Annotated in this window: 23 protein-coding genes; 10 read left to right on the forward strand and 13 right to left on the reverse strand. The window is 32.2% G+C overall.

Annotated elements, in window-relative coordinates:
• Positions 1–2: 2 nt before the first annotated feature.
• Positions 3–392, forward strand: coding sequence for a DUF2306 domain-containing protein (locus IM744_RS12000; RefSeq protein WP_206694487.1), 390 nt, complete (start codon positions 3–5; stop codon positions 390–392).
• Between the two features lie 3 nt (positions 393–395).
• On the opposite strand, the gene IM744_RS12005 is transcribed toward IM744_RS12000, so the two are convergent.
• From IM744_RS12005 to IM744_RS12030, 6 genes are all read right to left on the reverse strand, one after another.
• A complete protein-coding gene (locus IM744_RS12005) occupies positions 396–1,031 on the reverse strand; it encodes a hypothetical protein (RefSeq protein ID WP_194508375.1) in 636 nt (211 codons plus the stop codon).
• A gap of 6 nt (positions 1,032–1,037) precedes the next feature.
• Positions 1,038–2,219 carry a hypothetical protein gene (locus tag IM744_RS12010; RefSeq protein ID WP_194508376.1) on the reverse strand — a complete coding sequence of 394 codons (1,182 nt, stop codon included), beginning with the start codon at positions 2,217–2,219 and terminating at the stop codon, positions 1,038–1,040.
• Positions 2,200–2,757 carry a hypothetical protein gene (locus IM744_RS12015; RefSeq protein WP_194508377.1) on the reverse strand — a complete coding sequence of 186 codons (558 nt, stop codon included), beginning with the start codon at positions 2,755–2,757 and terminating at the stop codon, positions 2,200–2,202. Before IM744_RS12015 ends, IM744_RS12010 begins: the two co-directional genes overlap by 20 nt.
• Positions 2,741–3,286: an RNA polymerase sigma factor gene (locus IM744_RS12020; protein WP_194508378.1), complete on the reverse strand. Its 546-nt coding sequence runs from the start codon at positions 3,284–3,286 to the stop codon at positions 2,741–2,743. Before IM744_RS12020 ends, IM744_RS12015 begins: the two co-directional genes overlap by 17 nt.
• A 254-nt stretch (positions 3,287–3,540) precedes the next feature.
• A complete protein-coding gene (locus IM744_RS12025) occupies positions 3,541–3,936 on the reverse strand; it encodes a hypothetical protein (RefSeq protein ID WP_194508379.1) in 396 nt (131 codons plus the stop codon).
• Positions 3,917–4,507 carry an RNA polymerase sigma factor gene (locus IM744_RS12030; RefSeq protein WP_194508380.1) on the reverse strand — a complete coding sequence of 197 codons (591 nt, stop codon included), beginning with the start codon at positions 4,505–4,507 and terminating at the stop codon, positions 3,917–3,919. The genes IM744_RS12025 and IM744_RS12030 overlap by 20 nt, the downstream gene beginning before the upstream one ends.
• Before the next feature lie 153 nt (positions 4,508–4,660).
• Here IM744_RS12030 and IM744_RS12035 point away from each other — a divergent pair, with 153 nt between their 5' ends.
• The 6 genes from IM744_RS12035 (at position 4,661) to IM744_RS12060 (ending at position 8,476) form a co-directional block, all read left to right on the forward strand.
• Positions 4,661–5,005 carry a DUF6249 domain-containing protein gene (locus IM744_RS12035; RefSeq protein ID WP_194508381.1) on the forward strand — a complete coding sequence of 115 codons (345 nt, stop codon included), beginning with the start codon at positions 4,661–4,663 and terminating at the stop codon, positions 5,003–5,005.
• Positions 5,006–5,124: 119 nt separating this feature from the next.
• Positions 5,125–6,111 carry a peptidase associated/transthyretin-like domain-containing protein gene (locus IM744_RS12040; protein ID WP_206694488.1) on the forward strand — a complete coding sequence of 329 codons (987 nt, stop codon included), beginning with the start codon at positions 5,125–5,127 and terminating at the stop codon, positions 6,109–6,111.
• Between the two features lie 128 nt (positions 6,112–6,239).
• Complete coding sequence (locus IM744_RS12045) at positions 6,240–6,464, forward strand: hypothetical protein (protein WP_194508382.1); 225 nt, start codon at positions 6,240–6,242, stop codon at positions 6,462–6,464.
• Between the two features lie 86 nt (positions 6,465–6,550).
• On the forward strand, positions 6,551–6,928 hold the full coding sequence (locus IM744_RS12050) for a DUF3703 domain-containing protein (RefSeq protein WP_194508383.1): 378 nt from the start codon (positions 6,551–6,553) through the stop codon (positions 6,926–6,928).
• A 134-nt stretch (positions 6,929–7,062) separates the two neighbouring features.
• The gene (locus IM744_RS12055) at positions 7,063–7,986 is read left to right on the forward strand and encodes a hypothetical protein (protein WP_194508384.1); all 924 of its coding nucleotides are present in this window, start codon (positions 7,063–7,065) and stop codon (positions 7,984–7,986) included.
• Positions 7,987–7,996: 10 nt separating this feature from the next.
• Entirely contained in the window at positions 7,997–8,476 is a 480-nt protein-coding gene (locus IM744_RS12060; protein ID WP_194508385.1) for a hypothetical protein, read from the forward strand.
• A 163-nt stretch (positions 8,477–8,639) separates the two neighbouring features.
• Here the strand turns inward: IM744_RS12060 and IM744_RS12065 are convergent, their stop codons facing one another.
• Complete coding sequence (locus IM744_RS12065; protein ID WP_194508386.1) at positions 8,640–9,428, reverse strand: DUF4349 domain-containing protein; 789 nt, start codon at positions 9,426–9,428, stop codon at positions 8,640–8,642.
• 279 nt (positions 9,429–9,707) lie between these two features.
• On the opposite strand from IM744_RS12065, the gene IM744_RS12070 reads away from it, so the two are divergent.
• From IM744_RS12070 to IM744_RS12080, 3 genes are read left to right on the forward strand one after another with little or no spacing between them, the layout of a single operon-like run.
• Complete coding sequence (locus tag IM744_RS12070) at positions 9,708–10,532, forward strand: lipocalin/fatty acid-binding family protein (RefSeq protein ID WP_194508387.1); 825 nt, start codon at positions 9,708–9,710, stop codon at positions 10,530–10,532.
• Positions 10,529–11,023 carry a hypothetical protein gene (locus IM744_RS12075; RefSeq protein ID WP_194508388.1) on the forward strand — a complete coding sequence of 165 codons (495 nt, stop codon included), beginning with the start codon at positions 10,529–10,531 and terminating at the stop codon, positions 11,021–11,023. Before IM744_RS12070 ends, IM744_RS12075 begins: the two co-directional genes overlap by 4 nt.
• Before the next feature lie 5 nt (positions 11,024–11,028).
• On the forward strand, positions 11,029–11,961 hold the full coding sequence (locus IM744_RS12080; protein ID WP_194508389.1) for a DUF1963 domain-containing protein: 933 nt from the start codon (positions 11,029–11,031) through the stop codon (positions 11,959–11,961).
• A 3-nt stretch (positions 11,962–11,964) separates the two neighbouring features.
• On the opposite strand, the gene IM744_RS12085 is transcribed toward IM744_RS12080, so the two are convergent.
• From IM744_RS12085 to porV, 6 genes are all read right to left on the reverse strand, one after another.
• Positions 11,965–12,651, reverse strand: a complete 687-nt coding sequence (locus IM744_RS12085; RefSeq protein WP_194508390.1) for an SDR family NAD(P)-dependent oxidoreductase — start codon at positions 12,649–12,651, stop codon at positions 11,965–11,967.
• Positions 12,641–13,618, reverse strand: coding sequence for a M28 family peptidase (locus tag IM744_RS12090; RefSeq protein ID WP_194508391.1), 978 nt, complete (start codon positions 13,616–13,618; stop codon positions 12,641–12,643). The genes IM744_RS12085 and IM744_RS12090 overlap by 11 nt, the downstream gene beginning before the upstream one ends.
• Before the next feature lie 112 nt (positions 13,619–13,730).
• Entirely contained in the window at positions 13,731–15,416 is a 1,686-nt protein-coding gene (locus tag IM744_RS12095) for a pyruvate dehydrogenase complex dihydrolipoamide acetyltransferase (protein WP_194508392.1), read from the reverse strand.
• 3 nt (positions 15,417–15,419) lie between these two features.
• Positions 15,420–16,418, reverse strand: coding sequence for a pyruvate dehydrogenase (acetyl-transferring) E1 component subunit alpha (pdhA, locus tag IM744_RS12100; protein WP_194508393.1), 999 nt, complete (start codon positions 16,416–16,418; stop codon positions 15,420–15,422).
• A gap of 156 nt (positions 16,419–16,574) precedes the next feature.
• Entirely contained in the window at positions 16,575–17,057 is a 483-nt protein-coding gene (gene cdd, locus IM744_RS12105; RefSeq protein WP_194508394.1) for a cytidine deaminase, read from the reverse strand.
• 72 nt (positions 17,058–17,129) lie between these two features.
• On the reverse strand, positions 17,130–18,365 hold the full coding sequence (gene porV, locus IM744_RS12110) for a type IX secretion system outer membrane channel protein PorV (RefSeq protein ID WP_194508395.1): 1,236 nt from the start codon (positions 18,363–18,365) through the stop codon (positions 17,130–17,132).
• Positions 18,366–18,380 lie beyond the last annotated feature (15 nt).

Genomic DNA, 18,380 nt, shown 5'->3' on the forward strand with positions numbered 1-18,380 from the left:
AAATGACAAATTATGAGATTTTGATGTTTTTACATTTATACACTGTAATTCCTTGTGTATTTATTGGTGGCTTACTTCTTATCATAAAAAAAGGAACAGGTACTCATAAGAGACTTGGAAGAATTTACATGATTCTAATGTTGTTTACTGCTATAGTCACATTATTAATGCCTGCTGCTGTTGGTGGACGTATTTTAAATCATTTTGGATGGATTCATCTTTTTAGTTTTTTAACACTTTGGACAGTACCCACTGCTTATTTAGCAATTAAAAAAGGAAATATAAAAGCACACAAACGAAAAATGATTTTACTTTATTTTGGTGCTATTGTAATCGCTGGCGCCTTTACCTTTACTCCTGGTCGTTATTTGCATGAGGTGTTTTTTATGTAATGATTAGTCAAACTTCATTTCAAAAAGCAGGTAGTGTTCAATCCCAAATTTTTCTCCCCATTTTTCGATAGATTCTCCTGAGGTTCCAACTTCACACCATGATTTAGAACCATCTTCTCTCTCATAAGGCAAGATGTAAGCCAAGAAGTAAAACTTTTTATCATATCCAATTTGCAAATTACTTTCATCTGCAAGATTACGTAAGCTATAATCTTCAGATCCTGTCGCATCATAATCTTTGGTCACACTAAATCTTGGAAACTTAAATTTTACCCTTAGGTTTTTACCTGTATGTCTAGCAATGATTCGCATGCTAAGTATGGAGTCGTTTATCGTTTCAAATTGTTTGATTCCAAGATTTTTACTATCGAATACCGTTGTGTCATTAACAACTTTACCGTTCCAGATTTCTTTTACGGTTAAATGATAGCTTTTCCCTTTTAGGTCTTTCCCTGAAAAATCGACTTTCATATAATCAATACCTTGAAAGCTTAGCAAATCATTGACTTCTGAATTATCAGATCCATATTCTGTTTCCATTTTCAAACCCGAAGTATTATTAAAATCCACCTCGTTTTTTTGCGCATTTAGTGTGCTGAAGCAAATGAATGCCACAGCTAATAAAAATAAATTTTTCATTTTGCTTTAGTTTTTAGAAGAGGTAAATGTGTCGTTGTAATTATAGATGATACCATGAATGATATCAAAATTTATGGCTCCAGAGAAATGGCCTTCGCCTTTGGCTTTCCGTTCCATCATATTAAATTTTTCGCCTTTGCTCGTAGGCTGCATATTGACTTCATATTTGTTGCCATACATGCTCTTCGTATTATTACCCATGACTTTCATACTAAAATCGTTGTCTTGAGGATAGAAGAGATGAATTTTAGAATATTCTGAAAACAGATCAAAGCGTTTAAAATTCGGGTCCCAGTTATAGAAAAAGTACTCGCTATTGAAATCTGTAATGGATACTTTCTCTTTAAGTTCTCCAATTTGGATTTTCGAAAACTCAGAAGTAATACTCACATTCTGAACACTCCCAATCAAGCCTTTAGAAATATTATTAAAATTATAAGCTCCTCCAACAATCCCTTCTGCCCTTAGATTGGCATTTTCAATTTTAAAGAGATTGTATTCATTTATTAATTGTTTGGCATAAAAATAACCTCGTTTCAAAACAACAGAGAGTTCATTCATACGATCATCACGCATGGTTATTTGTGCATCTTTACCATTAATTTTAAGCTTTAAATATGGCGGAATTTTAATCACAAATTGACTTCTTAAAATCTTGACATTTCCCTTTCTAATGTTTTTTAATTTTCCGTTTTCATCTTTTGTTTTAAAACGATCATTAAAGTATTTGAATGGCGCTTTAATCTTTCCGAAGGCATTATAACGAATCTCCTCAACTATAGAATCTCTAGATTTTCTAACAATGGTATCATTTGATGTTTTTGAGTTTTCATAATCATAAACCAATCCTTCTGGTGCTGTGTAAGCATAAGTAACATCTGAAATTTGGGTGACACTATTAGATATTAAAGTAATATGGTTTTCAAATTTTGTCGCCTCAACTTTTATATTTCGCAGCTTCTCTTCTATCTCTTTATTTGAATAGCCATCAAATTCTAGTGTGTAATCAAAATGGACTTTCCCGTCTGTAGAGTTTTCAATAGAAACCGTTGTATTCTCTAAATTAAAAATTGCTGTTGTCTTTTTATCTGCGGAAAAACTCTCGGAATACACCGTTTTTTTCTGTGCAAAAAGCGCTCCTGATGTGATGAGCATCAACAAGCAAATTTTAAATGTTAATCGTTTCATATTGCTCGGTTTTTTGATTTAATACTTTGATGTGTTCTTGAATGTCTTTTAGTAATTGTAATCTGGTTTGGAGATTTTCTACTAATGATTCTATAACTAGAATATTGTTAGTATCTGTTTTAAACTGTTTTGAAATCTCTTTGTAATCATTATCTAAATCATCAAGTTTGGTTCGATATCGTTTTACTAGATTTTCATCATTAGCAACATTTATAAAGTGCTTCCACTCGACATCTATACTTGCTAGATATTCTTTTTCTATAGTTTCTATTTGAGTTTCCATAGAAGACTCTTCTACAACTTGGTTTGTTGTATTATCCAGCGTAGTAAATAATGTGATTGTTAATGCTCCAAATAAGGTGATGATGGCAGCAATTTTAATCAAATAATTACTATTCAATTTAGATTCTCGTCTTGGTCTGGATGCTTTGAGTTGATCATAAAATTCTTGTCTATGATTATCTGGCAATTGTTTTCCTGGAGCTTCGACAGGCTCAGCTTCCGAATTTTTGAATAATTTTCTAATATCTTGCTTCATTATATTGTGTTTTTAAAAGGTCGCGAAGTTTTAATTTTCCACGCCTTAAATGTGTTCTTGAAGTTTTTACTGGAATCTCTAAAATGCTAGAAATCTCTTCATGATCATAGCCTTCTATCAAATACAATTTTACAACAACTTGATATTTATGATCTAATGTCTCTATTGCAGAAAGGACTTCCTGTTTGGAAATTTCCGAAGAAAACATCCAATCATTTTCATCTTCTATTTTTAAACTAATAAGATCTGTTTCTACAAATTCTAGTCGTTTCTTTTTTAATTGGTCAATACATTGGTTGATGACGATTCGTTTTAACCAAGACCCAAATGTAAATTCTGGTTGATAGCTTTCAATATTTGAAAACGCCTTTATAAAACTATCTTGCATCGCGTCTTTTGCATCTTCGTCATTTAAATACCTGCAAGAAATCTGAAACATAGCACCACAATACGCGTCATAGATTTGCATCATGGCTTTTTCATCTCCTTTTTTACAACGTTCGATTAAAAGGTTGTGGTCTTTAGACATTCAATATTGGTTAGTGTTCACTATTAATAACGAGAGAAATTCTCTAGGGTTTCAAAATTGTTGATTTTTTTTGAAATACTTTGATTTTATTCTGAAATTTTAAAATAGGAAAGATTTATCACTCCTACGAAGGCAGGAATCTAATTTTTGTTTAAGACTCTGAATTCCTGCCTTCGTAAGAATGACAAGTTTACAGAAGCTCATCTTAATGATTATCGCGAGATATTAAACAAAAATATTTGAAGTTTTAAAGACTAAACCTCATAACGCTTATTGAAATAATGCTTTAGTAAAGGGATTTGAATACAAATCATAAGTGCTAAAAATAACACTGCATATACTGAGGTTTGTGAGAATTCGAGGTTTGATAATGGGTTGACAAATTCGTAATCTAAATCACTCAACCAGCTATTTTTTTCTTCGGAAGTTCCAAAACTCACATACCCAATAATTCCTGCAAATACCAATATGATTAATGCCCAAACCTTTTTAGATATTAAAGGCACATACGTTGTCACGCTTGATGTACTCAGAGCGTTAATTTGAGACATCACGCTTTTTGTAAAATCAAACGACGGACTTTCAACTACCGATTTCCCTATTACTTTTCGGGAGAGGTTATCTAAATGTTTATCTGCGTTCTCGTTCATAATGTTCAATAATTTCGGGTTCTAATTGCGATTTCAAAATGCTCGCTAATTTTTTTCGACATCTAAACAACTTCACTTTTATAGAATTTGATGTGATGCCAACTACTTTAGAAATCTCATCTAAAGATAAGTCATCAAAATAATATAAGGTCAACAAAAAGCTATCTTCACTTGGTAGCTTTGCAATACATCGCTGTATGGCTTCTTCCTGCTCTTTTGCTTCAATTTTTGTTAATGCGTTATCAATTGTTTTTACTTCATGAGCTGTAAACTCATTGATTTCAACATCGTTTAAAAACTTTTTATTCTTTTTAATTCTGTCTAAACAGGTATTATAACACACTCTGTAAATCCAAGTCGAAAATTTAGAGTCACCTTTAAACCTATCTAATGACTTATAGGTTTTTATAAAGGTGTCTTGAGCAACTTCTTCGGCTTCTTCCCTATTTTTCAACATTCGTAATGCCAATGTAAAGACCAAATCTTTATAATTATCCACCAGCACTGCAAAGGCGTTACTATTGCCTTCAATGATTTGATTGATGAGTATTTGGTCGTTGTTGGTGGTCATTTTACATTAAGACGACGTATTTAATTAAATGGTTACACTTTCCGAGGAAAAAAAAATATTTAAAACTTTTTTAAATAAATCTGTAACCAAAATTCAAAACCTGTCGTCATAAGATCAGAATATTTAAAATTAATCAATTAAAAACGAAACATTATGGAAGCAATTCTAATCCCAATCACTTTTTTTATCGCATTGTTTGGTATGGTATACTTATACCTGTCAACAAGAAACAAAGAACGGTTAGCACTTATAGAAAAAGGTGCAGATGCCACAATTTTTATGAGAGGCAAAGGTCACACAGCTCCAATTTGGAAAGTCTTAATTCTTAATCTTGCCCTTTTATTAATGGGTATTGGATTGGGTATTATTATTGGAGGCGTTTTGAGTGCAAATTTAAATGTAGATTCAGAAATAGCAATGCCAGGAAGTATTTTTCTATGTGCAGGTTTAGGACTCTTTCTAGGTTTTAATATGACCAAAAACCTAGACAAAGAATAAACAAGATCTAATCAATCTTAAACCGTTATAATTTGATATTAATAGTCTCAAATTGTAGCGGTTTTTTATTTACATAAACTTAATTGTATCTTTAGTGCAAATGTAAAGTTTGCCCTAAAATGAAGAATACAATTATCACAATCTACCTATGTCTCTTGCTTTTTGCGATTAATGTATCTGCTCAAACTAAAATCATAGATTCAGAAACCAAATATCCTGTATCCTATGCAACCATTTCTTTTGGAGATGGTCAAGGCTTATTTGCAGATGATGATGGTCTATTTATTTTTACCAAAAAGCTATACAAAGATGTAGATTCCCTATTTATTTCATCTCTTGGTTATAAAGATCTAGCCTTAGCAACCGCTAATTTACCTAAGGTTATAGAAATGCAGATAGATATTAATAAACTAGATGAAGTCATTATCACTGCTAAAATTGATAGAAAGTTTAAAAAGGAAACGATAAAACCCTATTTAGACGATGACTATTATAAATGTTGGCTACCGACTGTAGAAAGTGAAATTGCTGTTTTTTTCCCTAACGGAAATGAGAAACTCAAAAAAATCACGTCTGTTTTATTTCCTATTACGCTTGAGTCAAGAGATTGGAAAAAGCGTAAACGTGCTAATGCAGACAAACGGAAATTCTCAACCCTATTTAAGGTTAAATTCTACAAAAATAATAATGGCCTTCCAGGAGATGTAATGACTTATAAAAACATCATATTTAGAGCTACAGAGAAAAATGGAGACGAGTTTGAGTTGGATGTTTCTGAATATGATTTATTTATTCCAGAAGATGGTTTTTTTGTCTCTCTGCAAGTTTTAGGCTATACAGATCATAATGGAAAACTATTACCTAATAAAAAATACAAGGAAATTAAAGGCAAAAGCGGAATGGTAAAAATACCAACCAATTTTAGGCCATTGTTACCTTTTACAAATGAGATTAATTCATACAACACATATATTAAACGTGTTTTTATTAGTGGTAATAATTGGGTACAGTTTAAAAAAGGTAATGGTATAGAATCTAGTCTACTAAAAACCAACCTTAATAATTATGGTGTTGGGATTAACTATAATGAATATAGGGATGAGTAATCTTTGCTTGTCTATTTAAGTTGTATATCTTTAGTGTTTAGCAACTGGTTGTAAGTCATCAAAATAATGATTTAAATATAATACAGACTAGTCTCAACTCTAATCTATTGCATTAATAAATAATTATTATGAAATTAAACTTATTGTCTTGTGATGCTCAAAGACCAGATAGAAGAGCAATAGCCAAATGTATTGCAGAAATCTCATCTAACGTAGGGGAATCATTATCTAATGAACTCACAGAGATCCTCTTAGAAGGTGACGCTGTAGATATTGAAGTAGAAGATAAAAACTCAGGCTCAGCTTTAAGAGCTTTACGAAAATTAAGTATTGACTACGAAATTATAGAATGAACACAATTGTTAGCAGGAATTTTATCTTAGCATAAAGACTTAATACAAATGGGTTTTATAGTATTAAGAGCACAAAATAAACTCATATGAAATTTCACACTTCACTTCCAAAAGGACTAAAACCATATTACAATACAGAATTAGAAAAATACCAAATTGAATACTCAAACCAAAATTTAAAAAGTGCTTGGCGCCATTTGGAAAGAGCTCACATCATTGGACAAAAATATCCTTACGCTCATACATTGGTACATTGGAAAATGTTACAGTTCGGGTTTAAAATTAAAAATGGAAAAGAAATCCTCGGACAAATACCACGTTTGATTTTTGGAGGCGTAAAATCATTTGTTGGCAAAATTCCAGTTGGAAATCCTGGAGGAGCTAATGTTGCTCCCTTAAAACCGTTTCCAATAGAAAAGGAACTGCAAGATATTTTTACAAAAGCTGGAGTGAGTTTCTGCTGAAAAAACATAAATATATTTACTATAAATAGTTTCTTGTTCTCACAACTTTCATAAATACTTATAATTTTTCTCTGGTTAGTTATCAATTTACTAACTTACTTTCATATCAAAGACGCGTAACTAACACCTAACAAATGAAAGTTCTTTTTAAAATCATATGCATCTCATTATTACTAATGTCTTGCTCTTCAAATGATGATAGTGAGTCTCTAACATATCCTTCATTTGGTTCTGAAATTGAAGTCACTATTAATGGTTTGTCATTTGATGCTATGGAACCATTTCTATCTCCTGATGAAAACTATCTATTCTTTAATAATTTAAATGATGGTATAAATACAAAACTTTATTATGCAACTAAGATTAATGATTCGACATTTAATTATGTTGGAGAATTAATGGGAACAAATCAAACCACATCACCACATTTAGACGCAGTTGCAGATATGGATATTAATGGGGATTTTTATTGGACATCAACAAGAAATTATCCTACCGAATTAAACAACCTATTTCACGGAACTTTTAACTCCGGAAATGTGAACACTATAGCAAGAGTGCAAGGTGATTTTAATATGAACACTCCTGGTTGGCTTGTTATGGATCACGGAATAAGTTTAGACGGAGAATTTCTATATTTCAACAATGCAAGATTTGATGACACAAATTGTCAAGGTCCTTGCGAAACAACATTAGGAATTGCACAAAAAGTCAATGCTACAACATTTAGTACGCTTCCAAATTCTTCTTCAATCTTACAGAACATTAATGATACAAATTATATTTATTATGCACCTTGTATAAGTAGCGATAATCTAGAATTATATTTCACAAGATATTTAAAAGGGCAAATTACTTCAAGTACAGCTTTTCAAATATGCGTTGCTGTTAGAAGTAATGCGTCTTCAAAGTTTTCAATACCAAAAGTTTTATTTTCGGAAACTATTGCAAATTTAATTGAAGCTCCCACGCTTACTGTAGATAAAAGCATTATCTATTATCATCAAAAAACCACCAATTCTCATAAAATAGTCATGAGATATAGAACTACTTTGTAAAACAGATGACATGAAAAAAGTAAATATATTATTGTTGTCTTTAGTGGCTTTATGCAGTTGTAGTTCTTACGAAGAACAACATATTAGTGAATTTAATATTAATAAAAACGCACTAAGCAACGGAGAATTAGTTGAAATCATATACGCTCCAACGTCTCCAGATTTAAATACTAATCTTGAATATTATATTAAAGCCCTTGTGGTTTCAAAAAAAACGAATGACACTGTGAATGTCTTGATAACCTCTATAAATGACTTCGCACAAGATGGGAATTTGAGACACTTTATTTCATACGATTCAGATGAATATAAAGTATTTCAGAATGTATTATTTTCACAAATAAAAGGAGTTGAGTTAAATGAAACTCATGTAAGTGATTTTGAACCCAAAAAAATAGAAAAAGTAATATTGAATAAAAAATATCAAAATATTGAAAACAACGACTATCCCATAACAATTGGTTCTTTTGGACATGTCATAGAACATTAATAAAAGGGTTGCCAACCACACACAGCCCAGAATTTTGGATTCATGTTGGATTGTGTTTATTTTTAGAACAATTATTTAAATAATTAATTTTAGAGAATTCTACTATAAAATAATATATTGGGTTTGAATATATTTACGAATATCCAAACCCAATTAAAAATCTCTAAGCAGTTTTTCTTTTTCTTAATCTTTTTCTAATTAATAAAAACACGACAACACTAATAATAACCAAAGGCCATAAATACATGAGTCCAATAACAAAAACTTCAATAGCACTCCAACCAAAGCTTAGTCCCTCTTTACTTTTAGATAAAAATGTTTTGGAATAGCTTTCTGGTTCTTCTGTGTATGCAACAGTTTCATACAAATCAATTTGAATTGTACTGTATGACACCTTATTTGACAAGTATTTTAATCGTCCTTGTGCAGATTCTATTTCTTCTTGAATAACACGTAGTTTCTCTTCTGTTGCCAATATATCTTCAACTGTTTTGGCATTTCTACGCAAGATGGTTTCATATCTAGATTTAACTTCTAACTTGGTGTTTAATCGGGTTTGAATATCCACATATTCTTCAGTAACATCTTTAGTTGTTATGTTTTCGTATTCTACAAAATCAACGATGTAGCCAATAGAATCCATCATAGAATCAAAATGTTGTTGCGGAATTTTAATCGTAAACCGATTCTCTTTTTTATATAAATCGTTGGTGTATCTAAGATCTGAAATGTAAGCGTCATACCTTGCTGCAATCTTTTTAATGTTTCGAGTGGCTAACTTTACATTGTCAACTTTGTATCTCGCTGTAGCAGATTTAATGATTTTTAAATGCTTCGGAATCTCATTGTCTCCAATATCAGATTTTAGAGCTGTATCATCATTTTTGATTACAGACTCATAATCCTCGTTGATATCTGTGCTTGCCACTTCTATGCTTTCTTTGTAGTTCATTCTATTCTGTTGACATCCTATAAAAGAGAAGATCACAGTGAAAATGATTAGGAATTTAATTCTTGATTTGTCTAACATTACATTCATAATTTTATATTTTTAATGATTATGAAACAAATCTAAAGTGTGAATACAGTTTAGGCTTGTAAAGGACTTGTAAACCCGTTGTAAACTGTTTTGCAATTCTCAAATTATTAAAAATCAAACAATTACATTAAACTGAATTCGGAAGAAACATATCAATTTCAACAACTTAAAAGTGCTGTAATTTCCAAATTCTTGGAAAACCATAGCGCTCCTTCAGATGTTAAGGATTGGAATGGTGATACTATTGTCATGTTTCAGGAAGATTTATTTCAAGAAGTAAAAGGTAAAGTCAGTGAAAAATGGTTTTACACCTATTTTAAAAACGAGAGTTCAAAATTACCTCGAGTAGATATGCTCAATTTGTTGAGTAGTTATGTTGGGTTTGAAAATTGGCATGCGTTTAAAGCTTCTCACATTTCCGAAGAAAAAAAATCAAATTCAGTAAAAAAATTAAGTTGGTTAATCATTTTTATACCAATAACCATTGTATTTATGGTGACAATGAATTCTAAAAATGAATTTAAATTTTGTTTTAATGATGACTTAAACTCGACTATTGTCAATCAAATAGATATAAAAGTATTACAAGACGATCAATCTCCTTTATACTTTAAAACCGATAGTTTGGGCTGCTTTAATTATGAGACCAAAAGTGACAAAATCACATTTGTAGTATACTCTCCTTATTATAAAACTGATACGATTGTGAGATCTATCGATAAAAATGAACATCAATCCATAAAACTTCAAAGTGATGATTATGCGTTGGTTTTGAAATATTATACCAGCGGAAATGTAAAAGACTGGAAAAAGCACAAGCATAAATTACAACAGTTAATACATAATGATGCTCAAATTTATAGATTTTATGAAGATAATATAGGTGTTGAAATTTACACTAAGGAAGATTTCGTAAGGCTGTTGACTATTCCGACAAAAACGCTTAAAAAAATTAAGGTTTTAGATAAAAGCTATGAAAACAATCAAATCAAAACCTTAAAATTCACAGTGAAATGAAAAAGACACTATACATATTACTCCTTTTTTCTTTTATGACTTGTAAGAACAATGAGGCTATGAAAATGGAGAGTACAGATATGGAAGTGATGTCTGTAAAAGACGAAAATGACTTTGATAGAGTAATGCTTTCTTCGGAAGCTATAAGCATCAAAAAACTGGAAGAGTATATGAATCTAATCCAACTCAAACAAGAACATCCAGAGTTTGAAGATGATATTATTTTACAGCTTCGAAATTTCACCTTAGACAGTTTAGCAGCTTTAAACTACCCTAAAGGATTCACAATATCTGATGTCAAAATAAAAGGAAAGCCTAGACCGTTAACAAATACTCAAGAGTTGTTAAGTTTAAAATTCACAGTAATATCACCATCAAAAACTTTTAAAGATTCGATTGGTGTGATGATTAAAAGCGAACCCATTGAGCTAGATGGTAAAACACAAATATCGAGAGAAATTTTGTTTTTATCACTTTCAGGAAAACCATAACAATTATGAAAACACATGTACAATTTTTATTGAGTTTAATAGTATCACTAATGGTATTTGGGTGTTTTGCTCAAAGCTCGTTAGAAGTATATGAACAAAAAAAAGAAGCCTTTACTGAGACTATTCTAAAGCATAAATGGAGTGAACCCAATAAAATTAAAAGTATAGTTGAACCAGTAATCGTAATGCGTACTGGTAGAAACCAAAAAATAGGCGCATCAAAGTTTGGTGGTACTCCAGACTTACCAGAAGGTACAGAGTGGCCAAAATCTGAAGGACATTCAATGGTGTTTTTTGCACAACTGAATTTAAATGACATTGCCAATTTTGATCAAGAAAACTTACTGCCAAAAACAGGCTTTTTATACTTCTTTAGTTATTTTGAAGCTCCTGAAGGTGACTATGGAGCAGAATATGAGTATAAAAAAGAGAACGCAGATTACAAGGTTCTGTATTTAGACAAACCTTTGATCGATTTAAAGGCAACCAAATTCCCAAAAGATTTAGTTAAGGTATACCAGTTTAAGCCAAGTCCAATAGACTTTGAGTTGATATTTCAAATTCCGCCAACCATAGAATGTTCAGCTTATGACGTAGCAGATTTAAATTCGGATGATGCTGCTATTTACGATCAACTTATAAGTGATTATGATAATTATGAATGTGAAGAACAAATGATTTTAGGAACACCTTGCCCAATGCAATATGGAGCCGACTTTGATTGGGCACTTTCCTATTTAGATATTACTGATTTTCAAGATCCAATACAACGAGAAAAAGTAGAAAACATAAGACCAGAGTTTATCAATTTATTCTCATTTCCTATGTATGATATATTTGAAAAAATAGGCTATTCAAATTGTTATTTCGGAATCACAAAAGAAGATTTAAAAAATAAGGACTTTGATAAAACTGTTTTTATCATGCAAGGCACATAGAGTTTAAGGCGTAGAATTAGAAACCTGCAAAACCTTACCATTATAAAACTTATTTCCATTTAGAGAAAACTCGTTGATATAAGTTGCCATTTCCAAAGCAGTTGTTGGTGCTTGATAATCTGGGAATGCTTCTTTAAGCATTTCGGTTTGCACTGCTCCTAAGGCTAACACGTTAAATTGTGGTCCTGTTTCTTTATATTCTTCTGCAAGTAACTCTGTGAGCGTGATTACTGCTCCTTTACTAGAACTGTAAGCTGCTAATCCAGGAAATTTCATACTACCTTGGATTCCACCCATTGAACTTATAGTAATGACATGTCCATCACTTTTCATAAAAGGCAATACAACTCTTGTCATTTCTGCAACACCAAACACATTGGTTTCATATACTTTAGAAAAGTCTTTAAATGACGTTTCTGCAAATGGTTTGTTGAGCAACATACCTGCATTATTGATTAGAATATCAACATGCTTCCATTCGTCTTGAATAAATGTCTCTACTTTTTTATAATCCTCTTCTTGGCATAAGTCAAATGCAAAAGATGAAATATTATCAAACTGAAGATTATTAACTGGCTGCGCATTTCTAGATAATGCCAATACATTATGACCTTGATTAGCGAATAAATGTACTAACTCAAAACCAATACCACGACTTGTTCCTGTGATGATTATATTTTTACTCTTCATTTAAAACAACTTCTTTAGTAGGTGCATTCATCATGCCTTCTAAAGCAGGAATCATTGTATTCATAAAATTTGCCATATGAACATAATCCATTTGTTCTGCTTCATCATCTACATGGTGATAATAATCAAAATTCGTGAAATCAAATGTAGATATAGCATGTGCTGGAATCTCTAATTCTTTATAAAACGGAAAATTATCTGATCTAAAGAAGAGATTCATTTCTTGTGCCTTCGGAAAAAAGCCAACTACTTCCTCACCAGCATATTGATTTAAAATTGGTGCAAAATTAGAACGATTGTATCCACTCATATAAGCAAAAGGTTTTCCTTCTCTTGGTACTCCAATCATTTCAAAGTTAATCATCGTATAAACGTTAACATCTTCTTTCTTTAATCTTTCAGCTAAATGACCAGAACCTTTAAGTCCCATTTCTTCCGCAGAATATAAAGTGATTAGAATACTACGTTTATTCGTTTTAGTCTTAGCAAAATAACGTCCAAACTCCATTGCAGCAATAGTACCAGAAGCATCGTCATTGGCTCCATTAGCTATAGTATCACCATCAACTTCTTTGCCTTGACCAATATGGTCATAATGTCCTCCAAGAATGATATACTCGTTTTTAAGTTTTGGATCATTGCCTTCAATAACACCAACAATATTAAATCCTTTAATTGGTGTAGGATTTGCTGCTCTTTGATTTACAAATTCGAAGTCATCTCTATACGTTTCAAAATAAGGTTTGATCCCATTTTCTTTTAAATAATTTTCAATATAAACAGCAGCTTTCTCAATACCTGGAGTTCCTGTTGCTCTTCCATTTAACTCATCTGAAGCTAAGAACTCCATACTCTTTTGGATTGAACTTTGAGTTATAGTAATTGGCTCTCCATCTTTAACATTTGGTTTAGTTCCACAAGAGATTAATAGTAATGCGATTGCAAATATTGAAATTATATTTTTCATTTAAGATTTATTTGAGTTTAAAGATAAAAAAATCCTGACTTGAAATATTATCAAATCAGGATTATATTATAATAGATTCCGTATAAAATACAGAATGAATACTATTTAGAATTTATACTAACATCGTCACAGGATTCTCGATATACCCTTTTAAGGTTTGAAGAAATAGTGATCCTGTTGCACCATCAACAGTTCTATGATCACATGCTAACGTTAATTTCATAGTGTTTCCTGCTACTACTTGTCCGTCTTTAACAACAGGCTTAGCCACAATTGCACCAACAGATAAGATGGCAGAATTTGGTTGATTGATAATTGAAGTAAAACTTTCAATACCAAACATTCCTAAATTAGAAATGGTAAATGTACTACCTTCCATTTCATCCAATGATAGTTTTTTATTTCTTGCTTTACCAGCATATTCTCTAACAGCTGCACCAATTTGTGGTAAACTTTGTTCATTGGCAAATTTCACTACTGGCACTAATAAACCGTCAGGAACTGCAACTGCAACACCAATATGAACGTGATTATTAAGTTGCATTCTATCATCAAACCACTGAGAATTCACTTGCGGATGTTGTTTTAATGCTAATGCGCAAGCTTTAACAATCATATCATTAAATGATATTTTTGTGTCTGGTATAGAATTATATTGCACTCTAAAAGCCATTGCATTTTCCATATCAAACTCCACATTTAAATAATAATGAGGTGCAGTAAATTTAGATTTCGCTAAGTTTTTAGCGATTGCTTTACGCATGTTTGAATTTGGAACCTCATCAAAATCTTCTTGTCCTGATGGCACAAATTTACCAACTTGAGTTCCAGCTTGAGCAGGTGTATAATTTTCGATATCGCGTTTAACTATACGTCCATTTTCACCGCTTCCTTTTATTTGAGATAAGTTAATCCCTTTCTCCTCTGCCATTTTTCTAGCTAATGGAGATACATGGATTCTATCGTTTGAATTTGAGTGAGATTCTTCGCTAACGCTCTGAATGACAGGCTTACTTTTTTTAGTTTCAGCTTTTGGAGCTTCTTTCTTTGGTTCCTGTTTAGAAGATTTATCTTCAGAAACTGAGCTTGTTGAAGCTTTTTCTTCGGAAGACGAACCTGCTACTTTAAAGTTTTTAGCAATACCAGCAACATCTGTTCCTGCAGGACCAATAATTGCTAATAATGAATCTACTTTTGCAGAATCTCCTTCGTTTAAACCAATATATAAGAGTGTTCCTGATTGGAAAGATTCAAACTCCATTGTTGCCTTATCGGTTTCAATTTCTGCAAGAATATCACCTTCTTCTACTTTATCACCTACCTTTTTTAACCAAGTGGCAACCGTTCCTTCTTCCATAGTGTCACTTAAACGTGGCATGGTTACAACGATTACACCTTCAGGCAGTGCTTGTTCTTTATTATTATTTTCTTCGGAAGATGATTTACTTTCTTCAGCTCCTTCTGATTGTTTTTCTTCTTTTTCTTCGGAAGAAGATTGATCATCCTCTTGTGCTTTAGCTTCCGAAGCATTATCACCTAAATACTGAGAAATATCTTCACCTTCTTCACCAATGATGGCCAGAAGTGTGTCCACCTTAGCGGTTTCGCCTTCTTGAATTCCAATATAAAGCAAAGTTCCTTCGTTGAAGGATTCAAACTCCATAGTTGCCTTATCGGTTTCTATTTCTGCTAAAATATCGCCTTCTTCAACTTTGTCGCCTACTTTCTTTAACCAAGCAGCAACAGTTCCTTCTTCCATCGTATCGCTCAAACGAGGCATGTTAATTACTTCTGCCATAGCTTATATTTTGTGTTGTATGAATGGATAATCTTCTTGTTCGTAAACTGCGTCGTACATGACATTCTTTTCAGGATATGGAGATTCTTCTGCGAATTTCTCACACTCTGCGACTAATGCTTTAACACGTTTATCTATAGTTTTTAAATCGGCTTCTGTAGCATATTTATTTTCTAGAATAATGTCTTTAACTTGAGTAATAGGGTCAATTTTCTTGTACTCTGCAACTTCATCTTTAGTTCTATAATGTTGCGCATCACTCATTGAGTGACCTCTATAACGGTATGTCTTAACTTCTAAGAATGTTGGTCCTCCTCCAGATCTTGCTCTTGTAATTGCTTCATCAAAAGCCTCTGCTACTTTTATAGGATTCATTCCATCTACTGGTCCACAAGGCATTTCATATCCTAAACCTAGTTTCCAAATATCTGTATGGTTAGCAGTACGTGCTACAGAAGTTCCCATTGCGTAACCATTGTTTTCACAAACAAAGACTACAGGTAAATTCCAAAGCATGGCTAAATTAAACGTTTCGTGTAATGATCCTTGACGTGCTGCTCCATCTCCAAAACAACATATTGTTACGCCATCTACATCATGATATTTATCACCAAATGCAATACCTGCTCCTAAAGGAATTTGACCTCCAACGATACCATGACCACCATAAAAACGGTGTTCTTTTGAAAATATATGCATTGATCCACCTAAACCTTTAGAGGTACCAGTTGCCTTACCGTACAATTCTGCCATAATACGTTTAGGATCAACTCCCATACCTATTGGCTGAACATGATTTCTATAAGCGGTTATCATCTTATCTTTAGTCAAGTCCATCGCATGAAGTGCACCAGCTAAAACAGCTTCTTGACCATTATACAAGTGAAGAAATCCTCTTACTTTTTGTTGAATGTATACTGCAGCAAGCTTGTCTTCAAACTTTCTCCATAACATCATGTCCTCATACCATTTAAGGTAAACTTCTTTTGTGATTTTTTGCATTTAGTTTATTATTTGTGTCTAAAATAATACTCAAGATTAATACTCTTGCGACATCACTATAAGGTTTCAATCTAAAAATTGAAACAAGCGAATAACAAAAGTAACACTTTAGTTAGTAATGAAAAAACCGAAAAACGTAAATTTATTACGAAATCGTTATAGAAAACTCCTATCGAAGCCTAAAGGCAACAAATTAGCAAGTGAGTTTGATTTCACAACTTTCCCTGAAACACCCATAAAGTAGATTTCTATAGGCAAATCTTGTTTGACTTCATATTCTGAAATTGATTGCCTACATGCTCCACATGGTGGAATTGGAGATGTTGTTGGTTGTTTTTGAGAACCTGCAGTTAATGCCATCATCACAATCTTTGCTTCTGGATAATTTGCTCCTGCATAATAAATTGCTGTACGCTCTGCGCATAAACCAGAAGGATACGACGCATTCTCTTGGTTGTTTCCTGTAATTACTTCTCCATTATCTAATAAAATCGCTGCTCCAACTAAAAATTTTGAATATGGTGCATAAGCCTTGAGTCTTATTTCTATGGCTTGATCCATCAATAAGGCTACATTTTTCGGAAGTTCGTTATAGTCTTCATAAATGGTAAGTGTCGATTCTATTTTTATGTCTTTCATCAAAAACGAGTTTAGCCAAAAAAACTATTGCTGTTATAACAATAGTTTTTTTTAGTTGAATTATATGATCTATTAATACTCATCGTATTCTCCATCTCCAAAATTAAATGTTAGAGAAAAACGCAATGTATTTTCTAACGGACTTTGGATTTTTGATGCCGAAAACAAGTATGATAAATCAATATTTATAGTAGTGTATTTAAATCCAGCTCCCATTGCAAAAAACTTTCTTGCTCCTTTATCGTCGCTTTCATTAAAGTAACCTGCTCTAAAAGCAAATGATTCTTGATATAAATACTCTGCTCCTATTGCCCAAGTAAATTCTTTAAGTTCTTCACTAAATCCTCCTGGAGCATCTCCAAAAGATTGAAAAACTCCTGATAAGAAATCTACATTATTATCTTGACCTCCTGTAATGATTGTTGGCTCACCCTCATCAATATCTGCAGTTGTTGCATCATCATCGGTTTGCTCTCCATCCCCATTAGTATCAACAAATCCATATAAAGGAGGTGTTGGCACTAAAAGCTTAGTGACCTCTGCGGTTACAGATAATGTATTGTATTCATCAAATATAAAATCAAATCCTCCTCCTAATCTTAGATTCGTTGGTAAGAAGTTTTCACGACCACCATCATCATATTTGATTTTTGGTCCTAAATTTTGGATAGCGAATCCTAAACGTGTTCTACCATTAAAACTATCATACGCTTCTTCTTCACTTTGATAGAAACCAGAAATATCAACTCCAAAAGAACCTGCTGCACTTGCATTGGCATCTACTGCTTGAATTCTTAAATCTGAACGCAAATAACGTAATGCTACAGCCATAGAAAATTGATCTGCTAAACGTAAAGAATAAGAAGCATCTACTGTGAATTCATTTGGTTTTTCTATTAATGGTTCTGAAAATTCATCTGGACGAATTTCAATTTCACCTAAACCAAAGTATTTAAAACTAACACCAAAGGCACTTCTATCATCAATTCTATTAAAATAAGTTAGATATGCAATAGATATATCATTTACCAATTTACTTAAGTATGGTGTATAACTTACTGCAATACCTGATTTTGCTTCAGAGAATGTATATTTAGCAGCATTCCATTGTTGTGAATAAGCGTCTACAGAAGTTGCAACACCCATATCTCCCATACCTGCAGATCTTGCATCTGGCGCAATGAGCATAAAAGGAACACCTGTTGTAATTACTGTAGATTGGTTTGGAAATGTTATAGTTTGTCCTTCTTGGGCATAAATATTATTAATTGCAACGAGGGAAACAAGGGCTAAAATGTACTTTTTCATATTTAAATTCATGTT

The sequence above is a fragment of the Psychroserpens luteus genome, from assembly GCF_015319355.1.
GTDB lineage: Bacteria > Bacteroidota > Bacteroidia > Flavobacteriales > Flavobacteriaceae > Psychroserpens > Psychroserpens luteus.